20 protein-coding genes are annotated in these 21222 nt (G+C 69.3%); 8 read left to right on the top strand and 12 right to left on the bottom strand.

Annotated elements, in window-relative coordinates; translation table 11 throughout:
* Positions 1-6: 6 nt before the first annotated feature.
* The 6 genes from AC1DBL_RS01975 to AC1DBL_RS01950 all read right to left on the bottom strand — a co-directional run bounded on the left by AC1DBL_RS01975 (position 7) and on the right by AC1DBL_RS01950 (position 7523).
* Positions 7-456, bottom strand: a complete 450-nt coding sequence (locus AC1DBL_RS01975; RefSeq protein WP_441417005.1) for a GntR family transcriptional regulator — start codon at positions 454-456, stop codon at positions 7-9.
* The gene (locus AC1DBL_RS01970; protein ID WP_476892105.1) at positions 453-2111 is read right to left on the bottom strand and encodes a hypothetical protein; all 1659 of its coding nucleotides are present in this window, start codon (positions 2109-2111) and stop codon (positions 453-455) included. The genes AC1DBL_RS01975 and AC1DBL_RS01970 overlap by 4 nt, the downstream gene beginning before the upstream one ends.
* A gap of 79 nt (positions 2112-2190) precedes the next feature.
* The gene (locus AC1DBL_RS01965) at positions 2191-3156 is read right to left on the bottom strand and encodes an NUDIX hydrolase (protein ID WP_441417007.1); all 966 of its coding nucleotides are present in this window, start codon (positions 3154-3156) and stop codon (positions 2191-2193) included.
* 11 nt (positions 3157-3167) lie between these two features.
* Positions 3168-5432 (bottom strand): RNA degradosome polyphosphate kinase, encoded by a 2265-nt coding sequence (locus AC1DBL_RS01960; protein ID WP_441417008.1) that lies wholly within the window; start codon positions 5430-5432, stop codon positions 3168-3170.
* A gap of 103 nt (positions 5433-5535) precedes the next feature.
* Positions 5536-6555 carry a mycothiol synthase gene (mshD, locus tag AC1DBL_RS01955; protein WP_476917463.1) on the bottom strand — a complete coding sequence of 340 codons (1020 nt, stop codon included), beginning with the start codon at positions 6553-6555 and terminating at the stop codon, positions 5536-5538.
* Positions 6556-6824: 269 nt separating this feature from the next.
* Entirely contained in the window at positions 6825-7523 is a 699-nt protein-coding gene (locus AC1DBL_RS01950; protein ID WP_175321149.1) for a winged helix-turn-helix transcriptional regulator, read from the bottom strand.
* Positions 7524-7886: 363 nt separating this feature from the next.
* Between AC1DBL_RS01950 and AC1DBL_RS01945 the strand changes: the two genes are divergently transcribed.
* The 6 genes from AC1DBL_RS01945 (at position 7887) to AC1DBL_RS01920 (ending at position 13345) form a co-directional block, all read left to right on the top strand.
* The gene (locus tag AC1DBL_RS01945; protein ID WP_441417010.1) at positions 7887-8621 is read left to right on the top strand and encodes a permease; all 735 of its coding nucleotides are present in this window, start codon (positions 7887-7889) and stop codon (positions 8619-8621) included.
* A gap of 177 nt (positions 8622-8798) precedes the next feature.
* Positions 8799-9413, top strand: a complete 615-nt coding sequence (locus AC1DBL_RS01940; protein WP_441417011.1) for a nitrobindin family protein — start codon at positions 8799-8801, stop codon at positions 9411-9413.
* Between the two features lie 71 nt (positions 9414-9484).
* Positions 9485-10243: a flavodoxin family protein gene (locus AC1DBL_RS01935; protein ID WP_476892108.1), complete on the top strand. Its 759-nt coding sequence runs from the start codon at positions 9485-9487 to the stop codon at positions 10241-10243.
* 22 nt (positions 10244-10265) lie between these two features.
* The gene (ygfZ, locus tag AC1DBL_RS01930; protein WP_476892109.1) at positions 10266-11348 is read left to right on the top strand and encodes a CAF17-like 4Fe-4S cluster assembly/insertion protein YgfZ; all 1083 of its coding nucleotides are present in this window, start codon (positions 10266-10268) and stop codon (positions 11346-11348) included.
* Positions 11345-11761, top strand: coding sequence for an ankyrin repeat domain-containing protein (locus tag AC1DBL_RS01925; RefSeq protein WP_476917465.1), 417 nt, complete (start codon positions 11345-11347; stop codon positions 11759-11761). Before ygfZ ends, AC1DBL_RS01925 begins: the two co-directional genes overlap by 4 nt.
* Before the next feature lie 30 nt (positions 11762-11791).
* Positions 11792-13345 carry a DHA2 family efflux MFS transporter permease subunit gene (locus AC1DBL_RS01920; protein ID WP_476892111.1) on the top strand — a complete coding sequence of 518 codons (1554 nt, stop codon included), beginning with the start codon at positions 11792-11794 and terminating at the stop codon, positions 13343-13345.
* Positions 13346-13380: 35 nt separating this feature from the next.
* Here the strand turns inward: AC1DBL_RS01920 and AC1DBL_RS01915 are convergent, their stop codons facing one another.
* The 5 genes from AC1DBL_RS01915 to AC1DBL_RS01895 all read right to left on the bottom strand — a co-directional run bounded on the left by AC1DBL_RS01915 (position 13381) and on the right by AC1DBL_RS01895 (position 17518).
* Positions 13381-14091, bottom strand: a complete 711-nt coding sequence (locus tag AC1DBL_RS01915; RefSeq protein ID WP_441417016.1) for a GNAT family N-acetyltransferase — start codon at positions 14089-14091, stop codon at positions 13381-13383.
* A 56-nt stretch (positions 14092-14147) separates the two neighbouring features.
* Positions 14148-15173 carry a 6-phosphofructokinase gene (locus tag AC1DBL_RS01910; RefSeq protein ID WP_175321157.1) on the bottom strand — a complete coding sequence of 342 codons (1026 nt, stop codon included), beginning with the start codon at positions 15171-15173 and terminating at the stop codon, positions 14148-14150.
* Between the two features lie 187 nt (positions 15174-15360).
* The gene (locus AC1DBL_RS01905; RefSeq protein ID WP_441417017.1) at positions 15361-15615 is read right to left on the bottom strand and encodes a PspC domain-containing protein; all 255 of its coding nucleotides are present in this window, start codon (positions 15613-15615) and stop codon (positions 15361-15363) included.
* Positions 15616-15618: 3 nt separating this feature from the next.
* Positions 15619-15879, bottom strand: a complete 261-nt coding sequence (locus tag AC1DBL_RS01900; RefSeq protein ID WP_441417018.1) for a hypothetical protein — start codon at positions 15877-15879, stop codon at positions 15619-15621.
* A 1-nt stretch (position 15880) separates the two neighbouring features.
* Positions 15881-17518 carry a PspC domain-containing protein gene (locus AC1DBL_RS01895; RefSeq protein ID WP_441417019.1) on the bottom strand — a complete coding sequence of 546 codons (1638 nt, stop codon included), beginning with the start codon at positions 17516-17518 and terminating at the stop codon, positions 15881-15883.
* 125 nt (positions 17519-17643) lie between these two features.
* Here AC1DBL_RS01895 and AC1DBL_RS01890 point away from each other — a divergent pair, with 125 nt between their 5' ends.
* Together AC1DBL_RS01890 and AC1DBL_RS01885 are read left to right on the top strand one after the other, a co-directional pair.
* The gene (locus AC1DBL_RS01890) at positions 17644-19008 is read left to right on the top strand and encodes an ATP-binding protein (RefSeq protein WP_476892112.1); all 1365 of its coding nucleotides are present in this window, start codon (positions 17644-17646) and stop codon (positions 19006-19008) included.
* Positions 19005-19694 carry a LuxR C-terminal-related transcriptional regulator gene (locus tag AC1DBL_RS01885; protein WP_441417021.1) on the top strand — a complete coding sequence of 230 codons (690 nt, stop codon included), beginning with the start codon at positions 19005-19007 and terminating at the stop codon, positions 19692-19694. The genes AC1DBL_RS01890 and AC1DBL_RS01885 overlap by 4 nt, the downstream gene beginning before the upstream one ends.
* Before the next feature lie 81 nt (positions 19695-19775).
* Here AC1DBL_RS01885 and AC1DBL_RS01880 read toward each other — a convergent pair whose 3' ends face one another.
* Entirely contained in the window at positions 19776-20993 is a 1218-nt protein-coding gene (locus AC1DBL_RS01880; RefSeq protein ID WP_476892113.1) for a pyridoxal phosphate-dependent aminotransferase, read from the bottom strand.
* Positions 20994-21222 lie beyond the last annotated feature (229 nt).

Here is a 21222-nt window from a genome sequence, read left to right as displayed (position 1 = left end):
CCCAGTCTACTGAGAAGAGTCTTGCTCGCCGTATTCATGGCTTTGGCCGAGCCGGGCGCGCATCACGGCGAGCAACGCGCCGTCGTCGAGGCCGGCCGCGCGGCCTGCGGCAATGCAGCGGTCGACGGCGGCGATCACCGCGGCGTTCGGTCCGGCCGCCGGCCGCGCCGGGACAGCATCACCGAGGGCGCCACCCGGGCCGTCCCCGCCGACCGGGCCGGCGACGACGGTTCCGTTGCGGCGCCCGGTCTGGATCAGCCCGGCTTGTTCGAGCTCCTTGTAGGCACGTGCGACGGTTCCGGCCGCAATGCCGAGGTCTGCGGCGAGGCGCCGGACGGTCGGCAACCGGGTTCCCGGCGGCAGCGCCCCGATGACGATCAGCGAGGCGATCTGCGCCCGAATCTGCTCGTACGGCGGTGTGGCCGAGCGGAGGTCGATGGAGATTCCCGCGGTCACGCGGCGGGCTCCTTGTCCCGCCGCGGCACGGGTCCGGCCGGGCTGCGCGCGGGGCCGGCGACGGGGATAACGGCGATGATGGTGGCAAGGGTGCCGAGGACCGCTCCGGCCAGGGTCGCCGGCCACCACGTGTTGGCGTCGGGATTGAATGGTCCCCCGAAGGATTCGGCGGCAAACAAGGCAGCCCACGCGGGCCCCTGGGTCAGCAGCAACACGGCGGCCTGGGCGGTGAACAGGGCCGCGAGGGTCCGCACGGTCCGGTGGATCGCGACGGCGCGCAGCGCGGCGTCCATGCCGGCGGCAAGACCGGGGACCCCCTGCCGGTGCCTGGCGGCGAGGAAAGCCGGCACCGAGGCAAGCGCGCCGCCGGCCGCGAGGAGGGCCGGCGGAACCCAGTCCGGCTCGCCATAGAGCCGTTCCTGACCGACCGCCGTGACTGCCAGGGCCAGCAGGAACGACAGCAGGGCCAGGACGGCGGTGGTCAGCATTGCCGGGCTAACCGGCTGCCGCGGCCAGTTGCGCGGCGCTCCCGGGTCGCCGTAGTTGCGCTGCAGGAGCAGCTCGCCGGCCGCAATGACCGCCAGCACCGCGGCCGCCATCAGGGTAGCGAAGCCCGCCATTCCGAAGCCCGCCGCGGCGGCGGTCAATCCGGGGACGATGAAGACCCCCGCCAGCAGGGGCACCGCCGCCGCGAGTCCCAGCAGCGGACCCAGCGACGAGACCAGCCGGGCCGCGGGGTGCTGGCCGCCGGCCTGCAGTCCTGCAGGCGGCCGGTTGCGCGCGCCCAGCCCGGCGGCCGCGAGCCGCGGCGGCCCCCAAAACCACATCATCAAGAGGACACCCATGCCCGCCAGGCCGGCCGCATTCGTCCAGGACGAGACGCCGGTTGACGGGTCCGGCCGCGCTGCGAAGTTGCCTGCGATCACGCCCAGCCCCGCAGCCACTATGGAAGCGGTCCGCAGCAGGCGGTTCATGGCGATGGTGCGCAGCACCGCATTGTCGCCGGCGTCGAGGGCCTCCAGCTGGCGGCGGCTGGCAATCAGCCACAGCACCAGCATCGTCCCGGCGGCCAGGACGGCCAGGGCTCCGCCCAGCCAGGCGGCTAGCTCAACCCCGGGAATACGGCCGTCAACGCCCAGCGTCTGCCGGGTGTACGGGCCGTCCGCCCCGGTTGTGGGCGGCACGGGTGCGAACCCCGGGAGCGTGGCGGTCCACGCGATGAGCGCGCCGGCGGCGGCAAAGACGGCCGCCGTGACCGCGGCCAGCCGGTGCGGCAGGAAGTCGCGGATCCGCCGGACCGACAGGACGGTCTGCCGCCGCATTCGCCGCGGCCCCGGATAGCTGACCTGGCCGAGCGCGTGTACGCCCAGGCAACCCAGGATCGGCCAGGTAAGGGCCGGCAGGATCGTCGCGGGGGTCGTCATGGCGCCGCCGGCGGAAGGGTCGGCCGGAATGATGCCCAGATTCATGGCGCCCTGCAGCGAGCTCGCCAGCCAGCCGATGACCCCCACCCACAATGCGTGTTCCGACACCGATGCCGGGGAGGTGCCTGTATCCGGCGCCCAGATTACCCAGCGCAGCACGGCGTAGACCAGCACGGCGGCGATGATCGGGCCGAACAGCAGCATCGATGGAAAGTAGAACTCGCCCGGCATGAAATCCCCCAAAGATCCCGCAGTTATGTACCAAGTACTTGATACAAACTAGGGCCGGGGGGCGCCGGGGTCAAGGACCCTAGTCGTCGAAGGGCCGGAACTGCTCCACGGCCACGACCTTGCCCTTGCTGTGCGAGACATGGCAGACGATGATTTCCCCGGGCGAGAGGAATGGATCGTTTGAGGGCAGCAGGGCCCGCAGCCGGGAGTTCATGTGCTTGCCCAGTTGCGCAAAGACCGTGGGCAGTGCGGGGCGGTGCGTGCACAGTGCCACCGGGCGCCCCTTGTCGAACAGGGATTCGACGACGTTGGCGGTCTTGTGCGGGCTCCGGCCGTGCAGGTGCTCGGTCAGTGATTCATGCAGCTTCACCTTGGCGTCGACGGCCTTGGCATAGGGCGCGACCGTGGCTACGCAGCGTAGCCAGGGACTCGTCACCACCCGCGACGGGCTCCAGGCCTGGAGCAGCCGGCCCACGGCCTGGGCCTGGCGTGTCCCGGTGGCAGCCAGCGGACGGTCGCCCTCGGCCTTTGACCAGGACGAGCGCGGCTTGGCTTTGGCATGACGCAACACCAGCAGCGGCCAGGTGTCCAGTTCGCCGCGGGAGTGTGCTGCCGCGAGGTGCTCCAGCGGGGCCCGGTCGCTGGGGTTGCTGAGCAGGCCGGCGGCCTTCTCCGGCGAACACCACATGACGCTGTCCACCTCTTTGCCATCCGGGCGGAGCGGGGCGCCGTCGACGTCGACCGCCCAGTAGTGCACCACCTTCAGGCCTGCTGCCACGTGGTAATGGATGGGCGGGAGCGGGATGCCCAGGGGAGCCTTGAGGCCGATTTCCTCTTCCACCTCGCGGGCGGCGCACTCGGGAACGGTCTCGCCCGGATCAAGCTTGCCCTTGGGCCAGGACCAGTCGTCGTAGCGCGGGCGGTGGATCAGCAGGACCTCAAGCTTGTCTTTGTTGACGCGCCACGGCAGGGCGCCGGCCGCGACGACGGCTATGGCCTCGCCGGGATGGTCGGTCTGGTCCGCGACCAGTGAATCGCTGCTCACAACCGGAGGCCCTAGCGCAGGCTCGCCGAGCGCTGCCGCGAACGCGATGCGAGCAGCCATGACTGGACGTCCTGCAGGGCGGTGCCGTCCTCCGCGAGGTGGTGGCGGACCCATTCGCCGCTGTTGTCCAGATGCCAGCTGGCGGTACCCGGATCCATGTAGCGGCGGAGCATGTCCAGGACATACGAGGTGTCGTCCCCGCTGCTGAGCTGCACCAGGGCCTCCACCCGTCGGTCCAGGTTGCGGTGCATCATGTCCGCCGAGCCGATGTAGACCACCGGGTCTCCGGCGTTGGCGAAGGCGAAGACGCGGGAGTGTTCCAGGAATCGGCCCAGGACGGAGCGCACAGTGATGTTCTCGCTGAGTCCGGGGACGCCGGGACGCAGGGAGCAGATGCCGCGGACAATGACGTCCACCTGCACCCCGGCCTGCGAGGCACGGTAGAGGGAATCGATGATGGCTTCGTCCACCATCGAGTTCACCTTGATCTGGACGCGGGCGGCGATTCCCGCCCGGGCGTTCCGGATTTCCGTTTCAATCCGGTCAATCAGCCCGGAGCGCACCGACCTTGGAGCAACCAGCAGCCGCTTGAAGGTGGACTTGGGTGCATAGCCGGAAAGCTGGTTGAACAGCTTCGACAGATCTTCGCCCACCTGCTCGTTGGCCGTCAGCAGGCCGAGATCCTCGTAATAGCGCGCGGTACGCGGGTGGTAGTTCCCGGTGCCGATGTGGCAGTAGCGGCGCAGCCCGTCGACTTCCTGGCGGACCACGAGCGAGAGCTTGCAGTGGGTCTTGAGGCCCACGATGCCGTAGACCACGTGCACCCCTGCCTGCTCCAGCTTCCGGGCCCAGGAGATGTTGGCCTGCTCATCGAAGCGGGCCTTGATCTCCACAAGGGCGAGCACCTGCTTGCCGGCCTCCGCGGCATCGATCAGGGCGTCGACGATGGGCGAGTCGCCGGAGGTGCGGTACAGGGTCTGTTTGATGGCCTGCACCTTGGGGTCCGCGGCGGCCTGCTCGAGGAAGGCCTGCACGGAGGTGGAGAAGGAATCGTAGGGGTGGTGCAGGAGGATGTCCCGGCGCCGCATGGCCGCGAAGACGTTCGCTGCCTTGGAGGTCTCCGACTCGTTGAGGTACCGGGACGTGTGCGGCACATGCTTGGGGTAGTGCAGGTCCGCGCGGTCGATCCCCGCGATCACGGAGAGCCCGCGCAGGTCCAGCGGGGCCGGGACGGAGTAGACCTCGGATTCCTCCACGCCGAGTTCGCGGATCAGCAGCGCCCGGATGTTGGGGTTGATGTCGTTGGTGACCTCGAGCCGGACCGGCGGGCCGAAGCGGCGGCGCAGCAGTTCCTTCTCCAGAGCCTGCAGCAGGTTCTCGGCGTCGTCCTCTTCGACCTCGACGTCCTCGTTGCGGGTAACGCGGAAGGTGTGGTGTTCCAGCACCTCCATTCCGGCGAAGAGCTGGTCCAGGTGGACGGCAATGACTTCCTCAAGCGCGATGAAGCGGGCCACCCGCCCGGGCACGGAGCCGGCGCGCGGGCCGTCAATGGAGATCAGCCGCGGCAGCTGGTCCGGGACCTTGACGCGGGCGAAGAGCTCCTTGTCGCTGACCGGGTTGCGGACCACGACGGCGAGGTTCAGCGAGAGCCCGGAGATGTACGGGAACGGGTGGGCCGGATCCACGGCCAGCGGCGTCAGGATCGGGAAGACCTTTTCCGCGAACATGGCGCTGAGCTGGTCCTTGGCCTGGTCGTCGAGTTCTTCCCAGTGCATCAGGTGGATGTGCTCGTAGGCCAGCGCGGGGCGGATCTGTTCCGCGTAGACCCTGGCGTGGCGCTGCTGGAGCCGGTGGGCGGCGTCGCCGATCTGTTCCAGGACCTGCATTGGGCTCAGGCCGGCGGGGGAGGGCACCGCCAGACCGGTGGCGATGCGGCGCTTGAGGCCGGCGACGCGGACCATGAAGAACTCGTCCAGGTTGGAGGCAAAGATGGAGAGGAAACTGACGCGTTCCAGCAGGTAAAGGTTGGGGTCTTCGGCGAGTTCCAGGACGCGTGAGTTAAACGCGAGCCAGCTCAGCTCCCGGTCCAGGAAGCGGTCCGGGCTGATGTCGCCTTCCGGTTCCAGGTTGGGGGCGAACTCGGGGATGTCGATCCGGTCCTGGGTGGCGCGGGAGGCGGGCACTTCGGAGGAACCGAACCGCGCCCGCACGGGACGCGCAGCCTTGTCCGGCGTAGCGGCTTCAGACGTGGCTGTCCGGGCAGATTCCCGTTGCATGGTCTCTCCTAATGCTGGCGCGATTTAGCTTCAACCTTACAAGGAATCAGATCCGGATGAGCCCAGGTTTCGACCCCGGCCGGGTGCCCGGCCGCCGGCCCGGCTACTGCCCTTCCAGCGGGGCATACATGACGTCCACATCCCAGCGTGAAAAGCCCAGACGCCGGTACAGTGCGACGGCGGGAATGTTGTCGGCGTCGACGTAGAGCATCACGGCGTGCAGGCCCTGCTGCTGCAGGTGCTTGATGCCGGCCACGGTCAGGGCCTTGCCCAGGCCGGTGCCCTGCGCCTCGGGGGCGACGCCGACCACGTAGACCTCGCCGATTGCCGGGTGCTCGCCGTGACGGGGGTGCACCTTGGTCCAGTGGAAGCCGAGGATCCGGCCGTCGGCGTCGACCGCGAGCAGGAAACCGGCCGGGTCGAACCACGGCTCGGCCATACGGGCGTCCAGGTCCGCGCGGCTCATATTTCCCTGTTCCGGGTGGTGGGCGAAGGCGGCCCGGTTGACCGCCAGCCAGGCCTCCTCATCCCGGCCGGGCACGAAACTGCGCAGCGACACGCCGTCGGGCAGGGCGACGTCGGGCAGTTCCGAGGCCGCGGTGGCGAGCCGCATCTTCCACAGCTCGCGCACCGGGGCGTAGCCGTAGCGGGCGGCCAGGTCAGCGGCGGCCTCATGGTTGCCGTGTGACCACGCCTTCAGGCCCGCGAAGCCGCGCACCTTCCGGAGTTCCCCGACCAGCCGGTCTGCGACGCCCTGGTTGCGGTAGCTCGGATGGACGGCCACCTCCAGCACCCCGGTGCCGTCCGCCTCCTCGACGACGACGGCGAAGCCCGCCAAGTCGTTGCCCCGGCCCGGGTGTGGTGATCCGGCGTGGCCGGGGGCAGCGGCATCCACGCCGGAGTCCTCGCGGAAATAGTCGGGGGAGTAGAGGGCCAAGGCCAGCACGGAATGCGGGCCCGCGCCCGCGGCGCGGAGCGTCACGAGGGTCTGCTCGGACAGCGGCGGGTTGCCGTCGGACTCCTCGGCGGCCGCCACGAGCGTCTTGACGTCCCGCAGCAGCTGTTCGTCCACAGCTCCCTGCAGGGTGAGTACGGGCCAGTTTTCCGGATGCGCAGGACTCATGATGCAAGGCTATACGTCCGCTGCCCGCCGGCGGGTGGGGGCCGCGTCGATTTGATGCATCCGTTCGGGGCACGTATAGTCGTTATCTCATCCGGCTCAACGGTTCGAAACGTTGAATGGATGCGAGGGGGATCCACCACTGGGGTGGCCTCGATACGTTCGACCCGTATGTCCTCCACTGCAGCGCCAAGCGGCGTAAGGAAGCCCCGGACTGTTGAGTCCGGGGCTTTTCTGTGTTCGAAACGGGCCAGCGCGGTGGGCGGAGCCGCTCAGGCCTCGGTGAGTTCCTCATCCGGCTGCCGGACCAGCGTCAGGCGGTATCCGACATTGCGGACGGTGCTGATCAGGTTCTCGTGGTCGGCGCCGAGCTTTGCCCGCAGCCTCCGGACGTGGACGTCCACGGTGCGGGTGCCGCCGTAGTAGTCGTAGCCCCAGACCTCGGTCAGGAGCTGCTGCCGGGTGAAGACGCGGCCGGGGTGCTGGGCGAGGTACTTGAGCAGTTCAAATTCCTTGAACGTCAGGTTGAGCGCCGCCCCGTTGACCCGGGCCGTGTAGCTGGCTTCATCGATGACGACGCCGGCCGCCCGGATCTCCGTGGGGGTGTCGTCCTGGTCCGGCAGGGCACGCGCGACGCCGAGGCGGATGCGGGCTTCGACTTCCGCGGGCCCGGCCGACTCCAGCAGGATGTCGTCCACGGCCCAGGCCGAGGAGACCGCTGCCATGCCGCCTTCGGTCAGGATCAGCATGAGGGGTGCGCTCAGCCCGGTCGCCTTGAGCAACTGGGTGAGGGAGCGGGCGCCGACCAGGTCCTTGCGGGCGTCGAGGAGCACGATGTCGCACGGGTCGGTCTCGAGCAGGGCCGTGGGCTCGGCGGGAAGAATGTGGACGCGGTGATTAAGCAGTTCCAGCGCAGGCAGGACATCCACCGATGACCCGGTGCTGTTCGTCAGTAGCAGGATGTGCGACATGGTTCCTCCAAGGGGTGTCCGCGCATCATTGGGCGTCTGAGCCGGGCTCTCACCGGCCGGTACTGAGCTTCCGGACGGTGACCTGCCTGCGGCTGCCGGAGGAAGCGTAGCTGAGCTTTGAGTATACCCAAACGGCCCCCGACAGGCACTGTTCCGCCGCTCCAGCTTGGCCCTTTTGCGACACAAAACGTTCATATAGGGCAGGATTGATCCGTCAGGGCCTCCAGCCCGGCGAGTCGAGCAGGCCCAACGGGTCCGCAGTGAGCGAAGGTACCGGTTGATCGTGGCTAAGTTGATCGTGGGGGACCGCGTTCCGGGTGCCCTGCTGGGGAGGGCTTTGAGACAGACGTTGGAGGGGGAACTGTGAAGTCCTGGAGTGTCGGCGTCATCGGCCTGGCCGGACTCGCCGCGATCATTGCCGGGGCTTACTCCGCGCCTGAGGTCCTGCTGGCCGTCGCGGTGCTCACCGCGGCCTGCGTCGGCATTGGCTGGCCGCACTTCCTCGGCATCCCGGCCAAGAAGACCCTCGCCGCCCTGATCGGCCTCCCCGGAATCGGCTCCGCTGTGGCCGCCACCTACCTGCCCGCGCCGGGGTTCCTGAACTGGACGCCAGCATTCGTGGCGGCCGGGGTGATGGCCATCTTCGTCATGCAGCTGATCCGCGGCACGGGCCAGGCCCAGCGGCTGGAGTCCACCCTGGGGTCCAGCGCCGGCGTGCTGCTGTCCTGCCTCGGCGCCGGCTGGATCGCCTGCTCGCGTTTCAACGGGGTCAGGGAAATGCTGCTCGTTGCCGCCATCAGCGCGGCGATCGCCCTGATGGCGGGCCTGATCCGCTGGCCGGACCGGATCGTCGCTCCGCTCGGCATCGTCGGGGCAGGGCTTGCCGGCCCGCTGGCCGGCCTCGTGCTCTCCGACATCGCCGTGCTGCCGGCCGCCCTCGTCGGGATCGTGGTCGGGGCCGTCCTGGTCAGCTTCCGCCGGCTGGTGATCATCCGGGGCGCTACATTGAACCTGCCGGCCGTGCTGAGCATGGGCCTGGCGCCCGTCTCCGCGGTCGGTTCGCTGGCTTACTTCATAGACAAACTACTCCTCCACTAACGCGTTAGGATGGCATCATGTCCGTACTTGCATTTGAGATCTTCTTCCTTGTCCTGCTTGCCGTCGCCGGCCTTTCCATGGCCTGGTTTGCCGGCTTCGTGGTGTACCGGCTCTTCAAGGGCCAGAAGTAAAAAGCCGCTAAGCGTCCAGAACCCGTAGTTTCCAGAGGTAGCTGCTGTGCCGATTGAAATTCCTACAGATCTGACCCCCGAACTTGTTCCGCTGTCCTGGCTCATTGGTGAGTGGGAGGGCCGCGGCCGGCTCGGCGCCGGGGAAGAGGACTCGGAGCACTTCCTCCAGCACGTCTCCTTCACCCACAACGGCCTGCCGTACCTGCAGTACCGGGCCGAATCGTGGCTGACGGACGACGAGGGAACCAAACTCCGGCCGCTGACCGTGGAGACCGGTTTCTGGGCCCTTGAGCGCAAGCAGCGCGAGGAGGACGGCGGCCCCGGGCTCATTCCGGCCGACATCGTCCCGGTGCTCAAGAGCGCCGACGAGGTCGAGGAACTGCGCAACAGCGAGGGCGGTTTCGACATTTCCGTTTCCATCTCGCATCCGGGCGGGATCTCCGAGCTCTACTACGGCCAGATCAAGGGACCGCAGATCCAGCTCAGCACCGACATGGTGATGCGCGGCAGCCACTCCAAGGAGTACACCGCGGCAACACGGATTTTCGGCCTGGTCGACGGCAAGCTGCTCTGGCGCTGGGACGTCGCCGCCGGCAAGGGCTCGACGCCGGGCGGCGGCCTGGAAGCGCACGCCTCCGCCATCCTCAGCAAGGTCGGCTGAACCGCACGTCCGGCCGAAGCCGGGGTCTCACTGGATTTCCGTTGTCCGCAGCGAACGCAGGGAGCACCACAGTGAACGACACAGCAAGTGGCACCGCAAATGAAACCGGCACTGACGCGGCGAGACCCGGCACGTACGGCGACCTCAAGGCAGTCTTCTTCAACGGCACCCTGAAGAAATCCCCGGAGACGTCCAACACGCAGGGCCTGATCGAGATCAGCCGCAGGATCATGGAGAAGCAGGGCGTCGCCACCAGCGTCATCCGGACGGTGGACCACGACATTGCCAGCGGCGTCTACCCGGACATGCGCGAGCACGGCTGGGCGAGCGACGAGTGGCCCGCGCTGTACCCGGCGGTGCAGGAAGCGGACATTGTGGTGGTGGCGGGCCCGATCTGGCTGGGGGACAACTCGTCCCAGACCAAAAAACTGATCGAGCGTCTCTACGCGCACTCCGGCGAGCTGAATTCCAAGGGCCAGTGGGCGTTCTATCCGAAGGTGGGCGGCTGCCTCATCACCGGCAACGAGGACGGCATCAAGCACTGCGCCATGAACGTGCTCTACAGCCTCCAGCACATCGGCTTCACCATCCCGCCGCAGGCTGATGCGGGCTGGATCGGTGCTGTGGGACCGGGGCCGAGCTACCTTGACGAAGGCTCCGGCGGCCCGGAAAGTGACTTCACCAACCGCAACACCACCTTCATGACGTGGAACCTGTTGCACCTGGCCCGGATGCTCAAGGATGCCGGCGGCATCCCCGCGTACGGCAACCTGCCCGAAGGCTGGAAAGCCGGCACCCGATTCGACTTCGAAAATCCGGAATACCGCTGAGCGCTGAGGACTTCTACTTCATATGACTACCAAGAGCCCCCTGCTGTCGCGCCCGGGCGCCGTCGACGCGGCCGGTGCCGACGCCGGCGTCGCCGCCCATTACGGCGAACCGCTGCGCGAGCAGCGCGCCCTGGCTGCCGGCACCGCCGTCGTCGATCTGTCCCAGCGCGGCGTGGTCACGGTGAGCGGGCCGGACCGGTTGAGCTGGCTCAACACCCTGTCCTCGCAGCAGCTCACGGCCCTGGCCCCCGGCCAGTCCACCGAACTGCTGCTGCTCAGCGTGCAGGGCCGGATCGAGTTCGACGCGCGGGTGCTGGACGACGGCGAGACCACCTGGCTGATCGTGGAGGCGGCCGAGGCCGCGCCGCTGGCCGAATGGCTGACCAGGATGAAGTTCATGCTCCGGGTCGAGGTCGCCGACGTCTCGGCGGACTGGGCTGTGCTGGGCGCCACCCGGCCGGTTCCGGAGTGGTCCGGTCTCCGTGTTTGGGAAGATCCCTGGCCGCACGTCGGCGCCGGCGGGTACTCCTACGCCGTGGTGGGCGAGGACACCCACCCTGGCCTGGAACGGCCGTGGTTCGAATACCTCGTGCCGGCTGCAGAGCTTGAGGCCACCGTGGCGGAACGCCCGCTGGCCGGTGTCCTGGCGGCCGAGGCGCTGCGCATCGCCGCGTGGCGCCCCCGCTGGGGGTCGGAGACCGACGACAAGACCATCCCGCACGAACTGGACCTGCTGCGCACGGCAGTGCACTTGGCGAAAGGCTGCTACAAGGGACAGGAAACAGTCGCCAGGGTGCACAACCTGGGTCATCCCCCGCGGCGGCTGGTGTTCCTCCAGTTGGACGGGTCCCAGCACACGCTGCCCGCCGTCGGCAGCGAAGTCCGGGCCGGCGAGCGGAAGGTCGGCACGCTGACTTCCGTGGCGCAGCACTACGAAATGGGTCCGGTGGCCCTGGCCGTCATCAAGCGCTCCGTCGCCCCGGACGAGGTGCTCACCGTGATGGACGGCGACGAAGCGTACACCGCCGCCCAGGAACTCATTGTGGCGCCCGACGCCGGTCAGGTCGTGGGACGCCAGACCGGCTTCCTCCGGGGGACCCGGTGAGCGGCGGGCCGGAAGCGGCCGCTTCCGAGCCGGCCGCCCCCGACGAGGAGACCCTCGCCCTCGCCCACGCGCTGTTCGACGCCGCCCGCGACGGCAACTCCGCCCTGCTCGGCAGCTACCTCGCCGCCGGGGCGCCCGCCACGCTGACCACCGCGGCCGGCGATACCCTGCTGATGCTTGCCGCCTACCATGGCCACGCGGACTCCGTCCGGCTGATCCTGGCGCACGGCGGCGACGCCAACACAGCCAACGACCGCGGCCAGACACCGCTGGCCGGGGCCGTGTTCAAGGGCTACCCGGATGTGGTCCAGGTCCTCGTGGACGCGGGCGCCGACCCCGACGCCGGAAGTCCCTCCGCCCGGGCAGCCGCCCAAATGTTTGCCCGGAACGATATTCTGGCGCTCCTCGCCTGAACCGGCCACCCACGCACCCTAAGGAACCGAATGGAAAACGTAGCGAGGCCGTGGGCCGCCCTCTGGTCTTTGGTGATCGGATTCTTCATGATCCTGATCGACACCACCATCGTCTCGGTGGCCAACCCCCGGATCATGGAGGGCTTGAACGCTGACATCAATTCGGTGATCTGGGTAACCAGTGCCTACCTGCTGGCCTATGCCGTCCCGCTGCTGATCACGGGCAGGCTGGGCGACCGCTTTGGTCCGAAGAAGCTGTACCTGTCCGGACTGGTGGTCTTCACCCTTGCCTCGCTGTGGTGCGGGCTCTCCGGCGACGTGCACACCCTGATCGAGGCCCGGGTGCTGCAGGGCCTCGGGGCCGCGATGATGACACCGCAGACCATGGCCGTCATCACGCGGATCTTCCCGCCGGACCGCCGCGGCGCCGCCATGGGCATCTGGGGTGCCACGGCCGGGGTTGCCACCCTGGTGGGGCCGATCCTGGGCGGGGTCCTGGTGGACGGCCTGGGCTGGGAGTGGATCTTCTTCATCAACATTCCGGTCGGCATCACCGGCTTTATCCTGGCCCTGCGCTTCGTTCCGGCCCTGAGTACGCACCCGCACAAGTTCGACATCCCCGGCGTGCTGCTCAGCGCCGTCGGACTGTTCCTGCTGGTGTTCGGGATCCAAGAAGGCGAAACCTACAACTGGGGCACCATCACCGGCCCCATCACCGTCTGGGGCCTGATCATAGGCGGCGTCGTTGTCCTCGTCGCCTTCGTGGCCTGGCAGCGGTTCAACAAGGGCGAACCGCTGCTGCCCCTCGGCCTGTTCAAGGACCGCAACTTCTCGCTGGCCAACGTGGGCATCACCACGGTTGGCTTCACCGTGACCGCCTTCAGCCTGCCGCTGATTTTCTACTACCAGGTGGTCCGGGGCCTCACCCCGACGCAGTCCGCGCTCATGATGGTTCCGATGGCCGTGATCTCCGGCGGCCTGGCACCGGTCGTGGGCAAGATCATCGACCGGGTCAACCCGAAGTTCATCACGGCCGGCGGCCTGGTCCTGATGTCAGTGGCGCTGTTCTGGAACGCCTCGCTGATGCACCCGGACACCCCCATCTGGCTCTTCCTGCTGCCCAGCGCCGTGCTGGGATTCGCGAACGCCGGCATCTGGGCGCCGCTGAGCTCCACCGCCACCCGGAACCTGCCGCCGCGCCAGGCCGGGGCCGGCTCCGGCGTCTACAACACCACCCGCCAGATCGGTGCGGTCCTGGGCAGCGCTGCCATCGCCGTGCTGATCCAGGCCCGGCTTGCCGCGGAACTCCCGGCAGCCCCGGGTGCGTCCGGGGAGTCAAACCCGATGGCGTTCGGCGGCAGGCTGCCCGAGGCGCTGCACGAGGGATTCTCGACGGCGATGGGCCAGTCCATCCTGTTGCCCGCGGCGGTGATCCTGCTCGGCGCTGCCGTGGCGCTGTTCTTCGCCAAGCCGCAGCCGCACGAGGGTTGGGGAACCCCCGGCACGGTTCCGGCGGCAGCAACCGGCGGGGCCACCGTCACGGAGGCCACCGTCACGGAGGACGCCGACGCCCAGCGGGGCTAGGGCAACGCGGCCGGGCGCAACCGGACCCGGCCCGACTAGCCCAGCAGCACGCTGGTCTGGATGCCGCCGGCGGTGAAGCCCAGGCTCCGGGCCAGGGCCAGCGAGCCCTTGTTGCTGACATCGGAGCGCCACTGCAGCGTCAACCCCGAGGCCAGCGCCTCATGGGCCGCAATCGAGGCGGCCAGGGTGCCGACGCCGCGGCGCCGCCACTCGGGGGCCACCAGCACGCCAAGCTGTGCCAAGATGCCTTCCCATTCGGTGTAGGCGCCGCAGGCCACGGGCGTCCGCCGGCCGTCTTCGACGTGCATGATAGTGAAGCGGTGTTCGAGGTCCGCGAGGCCGACCTCGTTGACGTCGTCCGGCGGGCACAGTGCTTCGAGTTCGATCGCTTCCGGGTTCCCTTGCGAGACGGTCAGCTCCTCGGCCGGCTGCTGCAGCGGCAGGTCGTCGGCGAAGAAGAGTGCGGCGGCGCCCAGGCCGTGGCCGCCGTGCCCGCGCGTGATGGTCAGCAGCGTGACGTGCTGCGCCAGCTCCTCCTCGGAGTACCCGGCCGCGGCGTCGATGGCCCATCCCGGCCCGACCAGGGCGGAGCTGCCGAACAGGCGGACGAACTGCAGGGAACGGGCCGCGTCGTCCACCCGGGTGAGGCGGCGACCCGCGGCGGTGGCAAAAGCGCCGTCGTCGAGCCCCAGCCGGCGGGCCCACGCGAGCTGGATGATTTCAGCGGAACCGGGCGCAAGAGTCATGCCTCAACCCTACCCAGCGGCAACGCCCAGCCGGGAAAGCCCAGCCCGGGGACGCCTCAGCCGAAGAGAACGGCCGCTTCCTCGTAGCGGTGCTGCGGCACGCTCTTGAGGTTGCCCAAGGCGGCGTCGAAGCCGACATGGACGATGTCGGTGCCGTTCAGCGACACCATGGTTCCCCAGCGCTGCTCCACCACCGAATCGATCGCCGCCATGCCGAGGCGGGTCGCCAGCACCCGGTCGAAAGCCGTGGGGACACCGCCGCGCTGGATGTGCCCCAGCACCGTGGCCCGGGTCTCGATGCCGGTGCGGGCCTCCAGTTCGGGGGCCAGCAGTTCGGCGATGCCGCCGAGGCGCGGCCGGCCGAAGGTGTCCAGTCCGCGCTCGGAGTGCGGGGACTCCTGACCCTCGGGGACGAAGCCCTCCGCGACGACGACCAGCGGCGCGCGGCCACGGTCGCGGGCCGAGATGACCCATTCGGTGATCTGTTCCATGGAGGCCTTCTGCTCCGGGATCAGGATGGCGTGGGCGCCGGAGGCCATGCCGGCGTGCAGGGCGATCCAGCCGACGTGGCGGCCCATGACCTCGGCGATCATGGTCCGGTGGTGGGATTCCCCGGTGGTGCGCAGGCGGTCGATGGCCTCGGTGGCGATCTCGACGGCGGTGTCGAATCCGAAGGTGTAGTCGGTGGCGTCGAGGTCGTTGTCGACGGTCTTGGGCACGCCGACAATCTTCAGCCCGGCGTCGGTCAGGCGCTTCGCGGCGGCGAGGGTGCCTTCGCCGCCGATGGCGATGATGGCGTCGATGCCGAGGCGGTCCATGTTCGCCTTGATGACCTCGGGGCCGCCGTTGTTCTCGAACGGGTTGGTCCGGGAGGTGCCGAGGATGGTCCCGCCCTGCTTGGCGATGCCGCGGACCAGCGCGCGCGGGATGTCGATGATGTCGCCTTCGACCACGCCGCGCCAGCCGTCCAGGAACCCCACGAATTCGTGGCCGTGGACGGCGATGCCTTTCAGGACGGCACCGCGGATCACGGCGTTCAGTCCGGGGCAGTCTCCGCCGCTGGTGAGGATTCCAATTTTCATGTCTCGGCTCAAATCCTGGTTCGAAGGGGTACAGGCAGAGCGCCACGCTGAGCTCACCTAGAAGTGTAATCGCGGATGTGGGGCAGCACACAAACGGTGACCCACGCGCAGTGCCCCCGCCGGAGTCGGCGGGGGCACTGCGCGTTCGTGGTGGGGCAGGCGGCTGCCGCCGCGGCTCAGGGCCGGCTCAGGGCCGACCGGCGCGCCTCTCCAGGAAGGACTCGAGGATGATCGCGTTCCGCTGGTCCGGCAGGATCAGCCAGGCTGCCAGGTAGAACACGAAGGCGGGGCCGGGGATGAGGGCGAAAAGCAGGTATCCGATCCGGACGTACGCGACGTCGACGTTCAGCTTGGCGGCGATCCCGCCGCACACGCCGCCCAGCCAGCGCTGCGGGCCGCGTTTCAGGCCTAGGCCCCGGACGATGCTGAAGAACTTATCCATGGTTCAAGACTTCCCTGTCGTAGTGTCTTTGTCACGTCTGCGGGCGGACAGTAATCCGCCGACCACCAGCGCGGCGCCGGCCCCGATCATCAGGCCGATCAGCACATAGGTTCCGTTCAGGGCGACGAGGCCCAGCCGGGAGATGATGATCAGCGCGGCCAGCGCCAGCACGATCAGCCCCCAAACCACGGTTCCCACGCGGGCCCGCGGACCGCCGTCGGTCGAGGGCCCCGCCGGCGTGTCCGCCGGGTCGTAGCTGCTCATGTCAGTTCCCTTCCTTCACGGTGACGTTGCTCAGGGTCCCCGAGATCTTGACGATCAGGCGGCTGCCGGGCTTGTCCGTGTTGTAGTCGTTCTGCTGGGTGGTCATGCCGCCGTGGTTGCCGCGGCTGTCGCTGAGGTTTCCCATCGTCATGTCCGCTTGGACCTGGACCGGGACGCTGGTGGGGATGGCCACCGTGACATTGCTCGCCGTGGCATCCAGCCGGACCACGACGTCGGAACCCAGCGGCGGGTTCAGGTTGAGCTTGGTCAGGTCCACCGTGCCGGTCCCGCCCGTGATGTCGAAGCCGTCCCGGGCCTGCTCGATGCTCGCCGGGGCCCAGTCGATGTTCTGGAAGCGGGCCCGGTCGGCGTTGGGCACCAGGTTGAAGATCCCGCCGATGATCAGTGCCACGACGGCGAAGAACCCCAGGATGCCCGCCGTCCGGCCCCGGAGCCCGGAGACCAGGATCCCCAGACCCAGCACCGCCGCGGCGCTGGCCCATACGACGGCGTTGCCCGCGGTGCCGAGGTTGATCGCGTGGGCGGCGTCGAGGGCCTTGATGCCGCCGCCGACCAGGAGCGCGATGCCGGCGGTTACCGCCACGGCAGAAGCGCCGGGGCCCAGGTTGCGGGGCTTGGGGGCCGGCACCGGCGCGGCCGGCGGCACGGGTCCGTAACCGCCGCCGTAGGGCGGGGTGAGGCCGGCGGCGGGCGGTACCGCCCAGCCGGGGGCAGCTCCGGAATGGTCCTCCCAATTCCGCGCCGGGAGTCCTTCCAGCGGGAGGGTCTGGTTGGTGCCGGTGGGGTTCGGTCCGGTGCCGCCGTAGGTGCTCTCGTAGGTGCTCTCGTAGGTGCCGTCGAGGGCGCTGTCGCCGGGTGTGGCGGGGTTGCCCGGGCCGGTGCCGGTGCCGGTGCCGGACATGGTGCCGTAGGTGCCGGCGCCCGCCGCGCTCCAGCCGGCACCTCCCGTCCCCGGCCTTGGGGACGCGGGGGGTCCGCCGGCCCGGGCCTTGTTGCGCTGCGTCAGGTAGTAGATGACGTAGATGGCGCCGCCCACCCAGAACACGGTCCAGACAAAGGCGCCGAAGCCGTAGCGGTCCCAGCCCCAGACGCCGCTGCCCAGGCTGGGGAACCCGATGATGGTGGTGATCAGGGCGCCGGTCATGCCCGAGCTCCAGCGGCCGGCGGCCGCCTCCTGGACGTGGATCCGGCCGTCCGGCTCCGGCAGCAGCGCCCAGGCCAGGCCGTAGAACAGGACGCCGACGCCGGCGAACACGGTCAGAACGATCAGGATGCCGCGCACGATCAAGGGGTCGACGCCGAGCCGCTGGGCAATGCCGCTGGCGACGCCGCCGACCCAGCGCTGACGGCCGCGGTAGATCCCGTGGCTGCGGATCCAGTCAAAGAAGTTCTGCGGCGGCACGCCCGGGGCCGGCGGGGCGCCGGTGTACGGGGGAGGGGTGGCCCCGGGGCCGGACGGGTACGGGCCGCCCGGCGGGTAAAGCGGCGGAGCCTCCTGCGCTGGTTCGCCGGCCGCCGCAGTGGTGTCGGCGGGGCCGCCGGAAGTGGCGTCCGGAGTGCTATCCGGACGGCCCGAAGCGTTCGGGTCCTCATCTGGGTGCGGAGTGTGCGGGTTCATACCTCGATCCTCCCGCCCAGGGGGCCCGGCGCTCTACTGGGGAAGACCCTGAACGGCCCCTGAGCGGTCCCCGGTTCCGTCCGAAAACGGCTCCTGGAAACCCCGGTCCGTGTTTGGATTGACCCATGACGACAGCCGTTTCCCGCCCGCCGCTGGTCCGCAGCAGCGACCGCGTGATCGCCGGCGTCTGCGCGGGCCTGGCCCATCATCTGGGCTGGCCGGTGCGGATGGTCCGGATCGGCATGGTGGTGGCGGCGCTCGCGGGCGGCGCCGGGGTCGCGTTCTATGCCTGGCTTTGGATCATGGTGCCCACCGCGGACGAGAACTCTAAGCGCAACGCCCGTCAGCCGGCGTCGCCGATCGCTCCCGCGGTGAGCGCGCCCGCGGTAGGCGGTCCCGCGGTAGGCGGGGGGAGCGGCGTCGGCGTGGATGCCGGCGCCGGCGTCCCGGCAGGGGCCTGGCGGACGCGGTTCCCGGGCATGCCGTACGGCAAGGAAATCCTGCTCGGCGCCGGGCTGCTGCTGGCGGCCGGCATCCTGATCGCCCGGCTCTTTGGCCTGGACGTGCCGCTAGGCACACTTATCCCGGTTGCCGCGATCCTGGGCGGCGCGGCCATCGCCTGGATGCAGCTGGATGAAACGCGGCGGGCCGGCCTCGTGGACAAGACCAAGGCCGACCAAGCCGGGGGCTGGGCAAGGCTCGCGGCCGGGCTCGCCCTGGTGGTGGCCGGGGTGCTGCTGATGGTGTCCGGCTCGGGCTCCTGGGAGCAGACCTGGCTCGCGCTGCTGGCCTCCGTGGCCGTCCTGGGCGGCGTGGCGCTGGTGCTGCTGCCCTGGGGCCTGAAGTTCTGGCGTGATCTGGAGGCCGAGCGCGCCGGCCGGGTGCGTGCCACCGAACGGGCCGAGATCGCCGCCCACCTGCACGACTCCGTGCTCCAAACGCTGGCGCTGATCCAGCGTCGCGCCGCCAACGAGCACGACGTCGTCCGCCTCGCCCGCGCCCAGGAACGGGAGCTGCGGGGCTGGCTCTACCGCGACCCCGGGCCGGACTCGGGCCAGCTCTCCGCCGGGCTCAAGGCTGCCGCCGCGGACGTCGAGGACTCCCTGGGGCACGCCGTGGAAGTCGTGACCGTGGGGGACTGCGCCATGACAGAACGCCGCGAGGCCCTCGTCCAGGCAGCCCGCGAGGCCATGCTCAACGCGGCCCGCCACGGCGGCGGCGCCGTCTCGGTGTACCTGGAAGTCACCGATGACGCCGCCGAGGTCTTCGTCAAGGACCGGGGGCCGGGGTTCGATCCGGGCGCGATCCCCGCCGACCGCCTGGGCGTCCGGGAATCCATCATCGGCCGGATGCGGCGCCACGGAGGCACCGCCGCCATCGCCAGCGGCCCCGACGGTACCGAGGTGCGGCTCAGGCTGCCGCTCGCTGCCACCACCAACAACACAGCCGCCGGCAACGGCACCAGAACCAACGGAGAGGACCAACCATGAGCACCCAGCCCTTGGCCAGCAGCGGGGCCGGGACCCCTCCCGTGGCCACGCGCGTGGTGATCGTCGATGACCACGCCATCTTCCGCTCCGGGTTGAAGGCCGACCTGGATCCCGGCATCCTCGTGGTCGGCGAGGCGGGCACCGTAGAAGAAGCCGTCGCCGTCATCGCCGAGGCGCGTCCCGACGTCGTGCTGCTGGACGTCCATCTTCCTGGCGGACTGGGCGGCGGCGGACGCGAGGTCCTGGCCGGCTCCGCGGCGCTGCTGGGCAGCACCAGGTTCCTTGCGCTGAGCGTTTCGGATGCCGCCGAGGACGTCGTCTCCGTAATCCGCGCCGGAGCGCGGGGCTACGTCACCAAGAGCATTTCAGGGGCGGGGATCAGCGACGCGGTGCGCCGCGTGGCGGGCGGCGACGCCGTCTTCTCACCCCGGCTGGCGGGCTTTGTCCTCGACGCCTTCGGCACCGCCCCGGCGGACATCGCCGACGACGAACTGGACCGGCTGTCGGCCCGCGAACTTGAGGTGATGCGGCTGATCGCGCGGGGCTACAGCTACAAGGAAGTGGCCAAGGAGCTGTTCATCTCGATCAAGACAGTAGAAACCCACGTCTCGGCGGTACTGCGCAAGCTCCAGCTCTCCAGCCGGCACGAGCTGACCCGCTGGGCCGCGGAGCGCCGCCTCCTCTAACCCTAAGATGCTCCTTCACATAGGGTCCCCAAGCCGGCGGCTTGGGGACCCTATGTGAGAGAGCATCAGAGGTTCGGGCCGCTACTTGGCCTTGCCGAGGAAGTCCTGGAGGCGGCCGACGCCGGTGGCGAGGTCCTCGTCGCCCAGTGCGTAGGACAAGCGCAGGTAACCGGAGGGGCCAAAGGCCTCGCCGGGCACGACAGCGACTTCCACCTCGTCGAGGATCAGCGCGGCGAGTTCGGCCGACGTCGAAGGCCGGACCGGGCCGTTCGCGGTGGGGAACTCCTTGCCCAGCAGCCCCCGGACGTCGGCGTAGACGTAGAAGGCGCCCTTGGGCGTGGGGCAGTCCACGCCCTCGATCGCGTTGAGCCCGGCCACGATGGCCTTCCGGCGGCGGTCAAAGGCCACCTTCATCTCATCGACCGCCGTGAGCGGGCCGGAAACTGCCGCGAGGGCAGCGATCTGCATGATGTTGGAAACGTTGGAGGTGGCATGCGACTGCAGGTTGGTGGCGGCCTTGATGACGTCGGCCGGGCCGATCATCCAGCCCACCCGCCAGCCGGTCATGGCGTAGGTCTTGGCGACGCCGTTGAGGATGACCACCTTGTCGCCGAGCTCGGGGACGGCCGTGGCGATCGAGGTGAAAGGCACGCCGTCGTACGTCAGGTGCTCGTAGATCTCGTCGGTGACCACCCAGAGGCCCTTGGCGGCCGCCCACTGGCCGATTTCGCGGACCTGCTCCGGGGAGTAGACAGCGCCGGTGGGGTTGGACGGGGAGACGAAGAGCAGGATCTTGGTGCGGTCCGTGACGGCCGCTTCCAGCTGCTCCACCGTGACCAGATAGCCCTGTTCCGGGCCGGCGAAGACCTCCACCGGAACGCCGCCGGCCAGCCGGATCGCCTCCGGGTAAGTGGTCCAGAACGGCGCAGGGACGATCACTTCGTCGCCCGGATCCAGCAGCGTGGCGAAGGTGTTGTAGACAGCCTGCTTGCCGCCGTTGGTGACGAGCACCTGGGATGCCTCGGCCTTGTAGCCGGAGTCCCGGAAGGTCTTGTCCGCGATGGCCTGCTTCAGCTCGGGCAGCCCGCCGGCGGGGGAGTACCGGTGGTACTTCGGCTGGCCCGCGGCCTCGATGGCTGCCTGGACGATGTAGCCGGGAGTCGGGAAATCGGGTTCGCCGGCGCCGAAGCCGATCACCGGCCGGCCGGCCGCCTTCAACGCCTTCGCCTTGGCATCGACAGCCAGTGTGGCGGATTCGGCTATGGCGGAAATGCGCTGGGAAATGCGGGCGGCAGGCATTGCGGGTCCGTTCTTCGCGTTCAGCTCGTGGCTGGATGAGGGGATTCGACGAAATCTACTCTATGCTGTTCAGCGGATCCTCCGGGGTGCCGGGTATGAATGTGACCCAGAGCGGGAAAGCGGCTTTCGGGTCCGCCGTTTCCGCAGGCAGCCAGGGGTCCGGACGGAGCCGGTTCGACGTGGACGCAGTTGTTGCGTAGACTGGTTCTCCGGTGTTGAAAACACGATG

This window comes from Arthrobacter sp. 10T44 (genome assembly GCF_056393885.1).
The sequence above is the reverse complement of the archived record's forward strand: the minus strand, read 5'-3'. Positions and strand labels throughout refer to the sequence as shown.

Excerpts from the sequence above, each read along its gene's own strand:
- AC1DBL_RS01970 (WP_476892105.1), bottom strand. The coding sequence starts at position 2,111 with ATGCCGGGCGAGTTCTACTTTCCATCGATGCTGCTGTTCGGCCCGATC.
- AC1DBL_RS01960 (WP_441417008.1), bottom strand. The coding sequence starts at position 5,432 with ATGCAACGGGAATCTGCCCGGACAGCCACGTCTGAAGCCGCTACGCCG.
- mshD (WP_476917463.1), bottom strand. The coding sequence starts at position 6,555 with ATGAGTCCTGCGCATCCGGAAAACTGGCCCGTACTCACCCTGCAGGGA.
- AC1DBL_RS01950 (WP_175321149.1), bottom strand. The coding sequence starts at position 7,523 with ATGTCGCACATCCTGCTACTGACGAACAGCACCGGGTCATCGGTGGAT.
- ygfZ (WP_476892109.1), top strand. The coding sequence starts at position 10,266 with ATGACTACCAAGAGCCCCCTGCTGTCGCGCCCGGGCGCCGTCGACGCG.
- AC1DBL_RS01920 (WP_476892111.1), top strand. The coding sequence starts at position 11,792 with ATGGAAAACGTAGCGAGGCCGTGGGCCGCCCTCTGGTCTTTGGTGATC.
- AC1DBL_RS01915 (WP_441417016.1), bottom strand. The coding sequence starts at position 14,091 with ATGACTCTTGCGCCCGGTTCCGCTGAAATCATCCAGCTCGCGTGGGCC.
- AC1DBL_RS01910 (WP_175321157.1), bottom strand. The coding sequence starts at position 15,173 with ATGAAAATTGGAATCCTCACCAGCGGCGGAGACTGCCCCGGACTGAAC.
- AC1DBL_RS01905 (WP_441417017.1), bottom strand. The coding sequence starts at position 15,615 with ATGGATAAGTTCTTCAGCATCGTCCGGGGCCTAGGCCTGAAACGCGGC.
- AC1DBL_RS01900 (WP_441417018.1), bottom strand. The coding sequence starts at position 15,879 with ATGAGCAGCTACGACCCGGCGGACACGCCGGCGGGGCCCTCGACCGAC.
- AC1DBL_RS01895 (WP_441417019.1), bottom strand. The coding sequence starts at position 17,518 with ATGAACCCGCACACTCCGCACCCAGATGAGGACCCGAACGCTTCGGGC.
- AC1DBL_RS01890 (WP_476892112.1), top strand. The coding sequence starts at position 17,644 with ATGACGACAGCCGTTTCCCGCCCGCCGCTGGTCCGCAGCAGCGACCGC.
- AC1DBL_RS01885 (WP_441417021.1), top strand. The coding sequence starts at position 19,005 with ATGAGCACCCAGCCCTTGGCCAGCAGCGGGGCCGGGACCCCTCCCGTG.
- AC1DBL_RS01880 (WP_476892113.1), bottom strand. The coding sequence starts at position 20,993 with ATGCCTGCCGCCCGCATTTCCCAGCGCATTTCCGCCATAGCCGAATCC.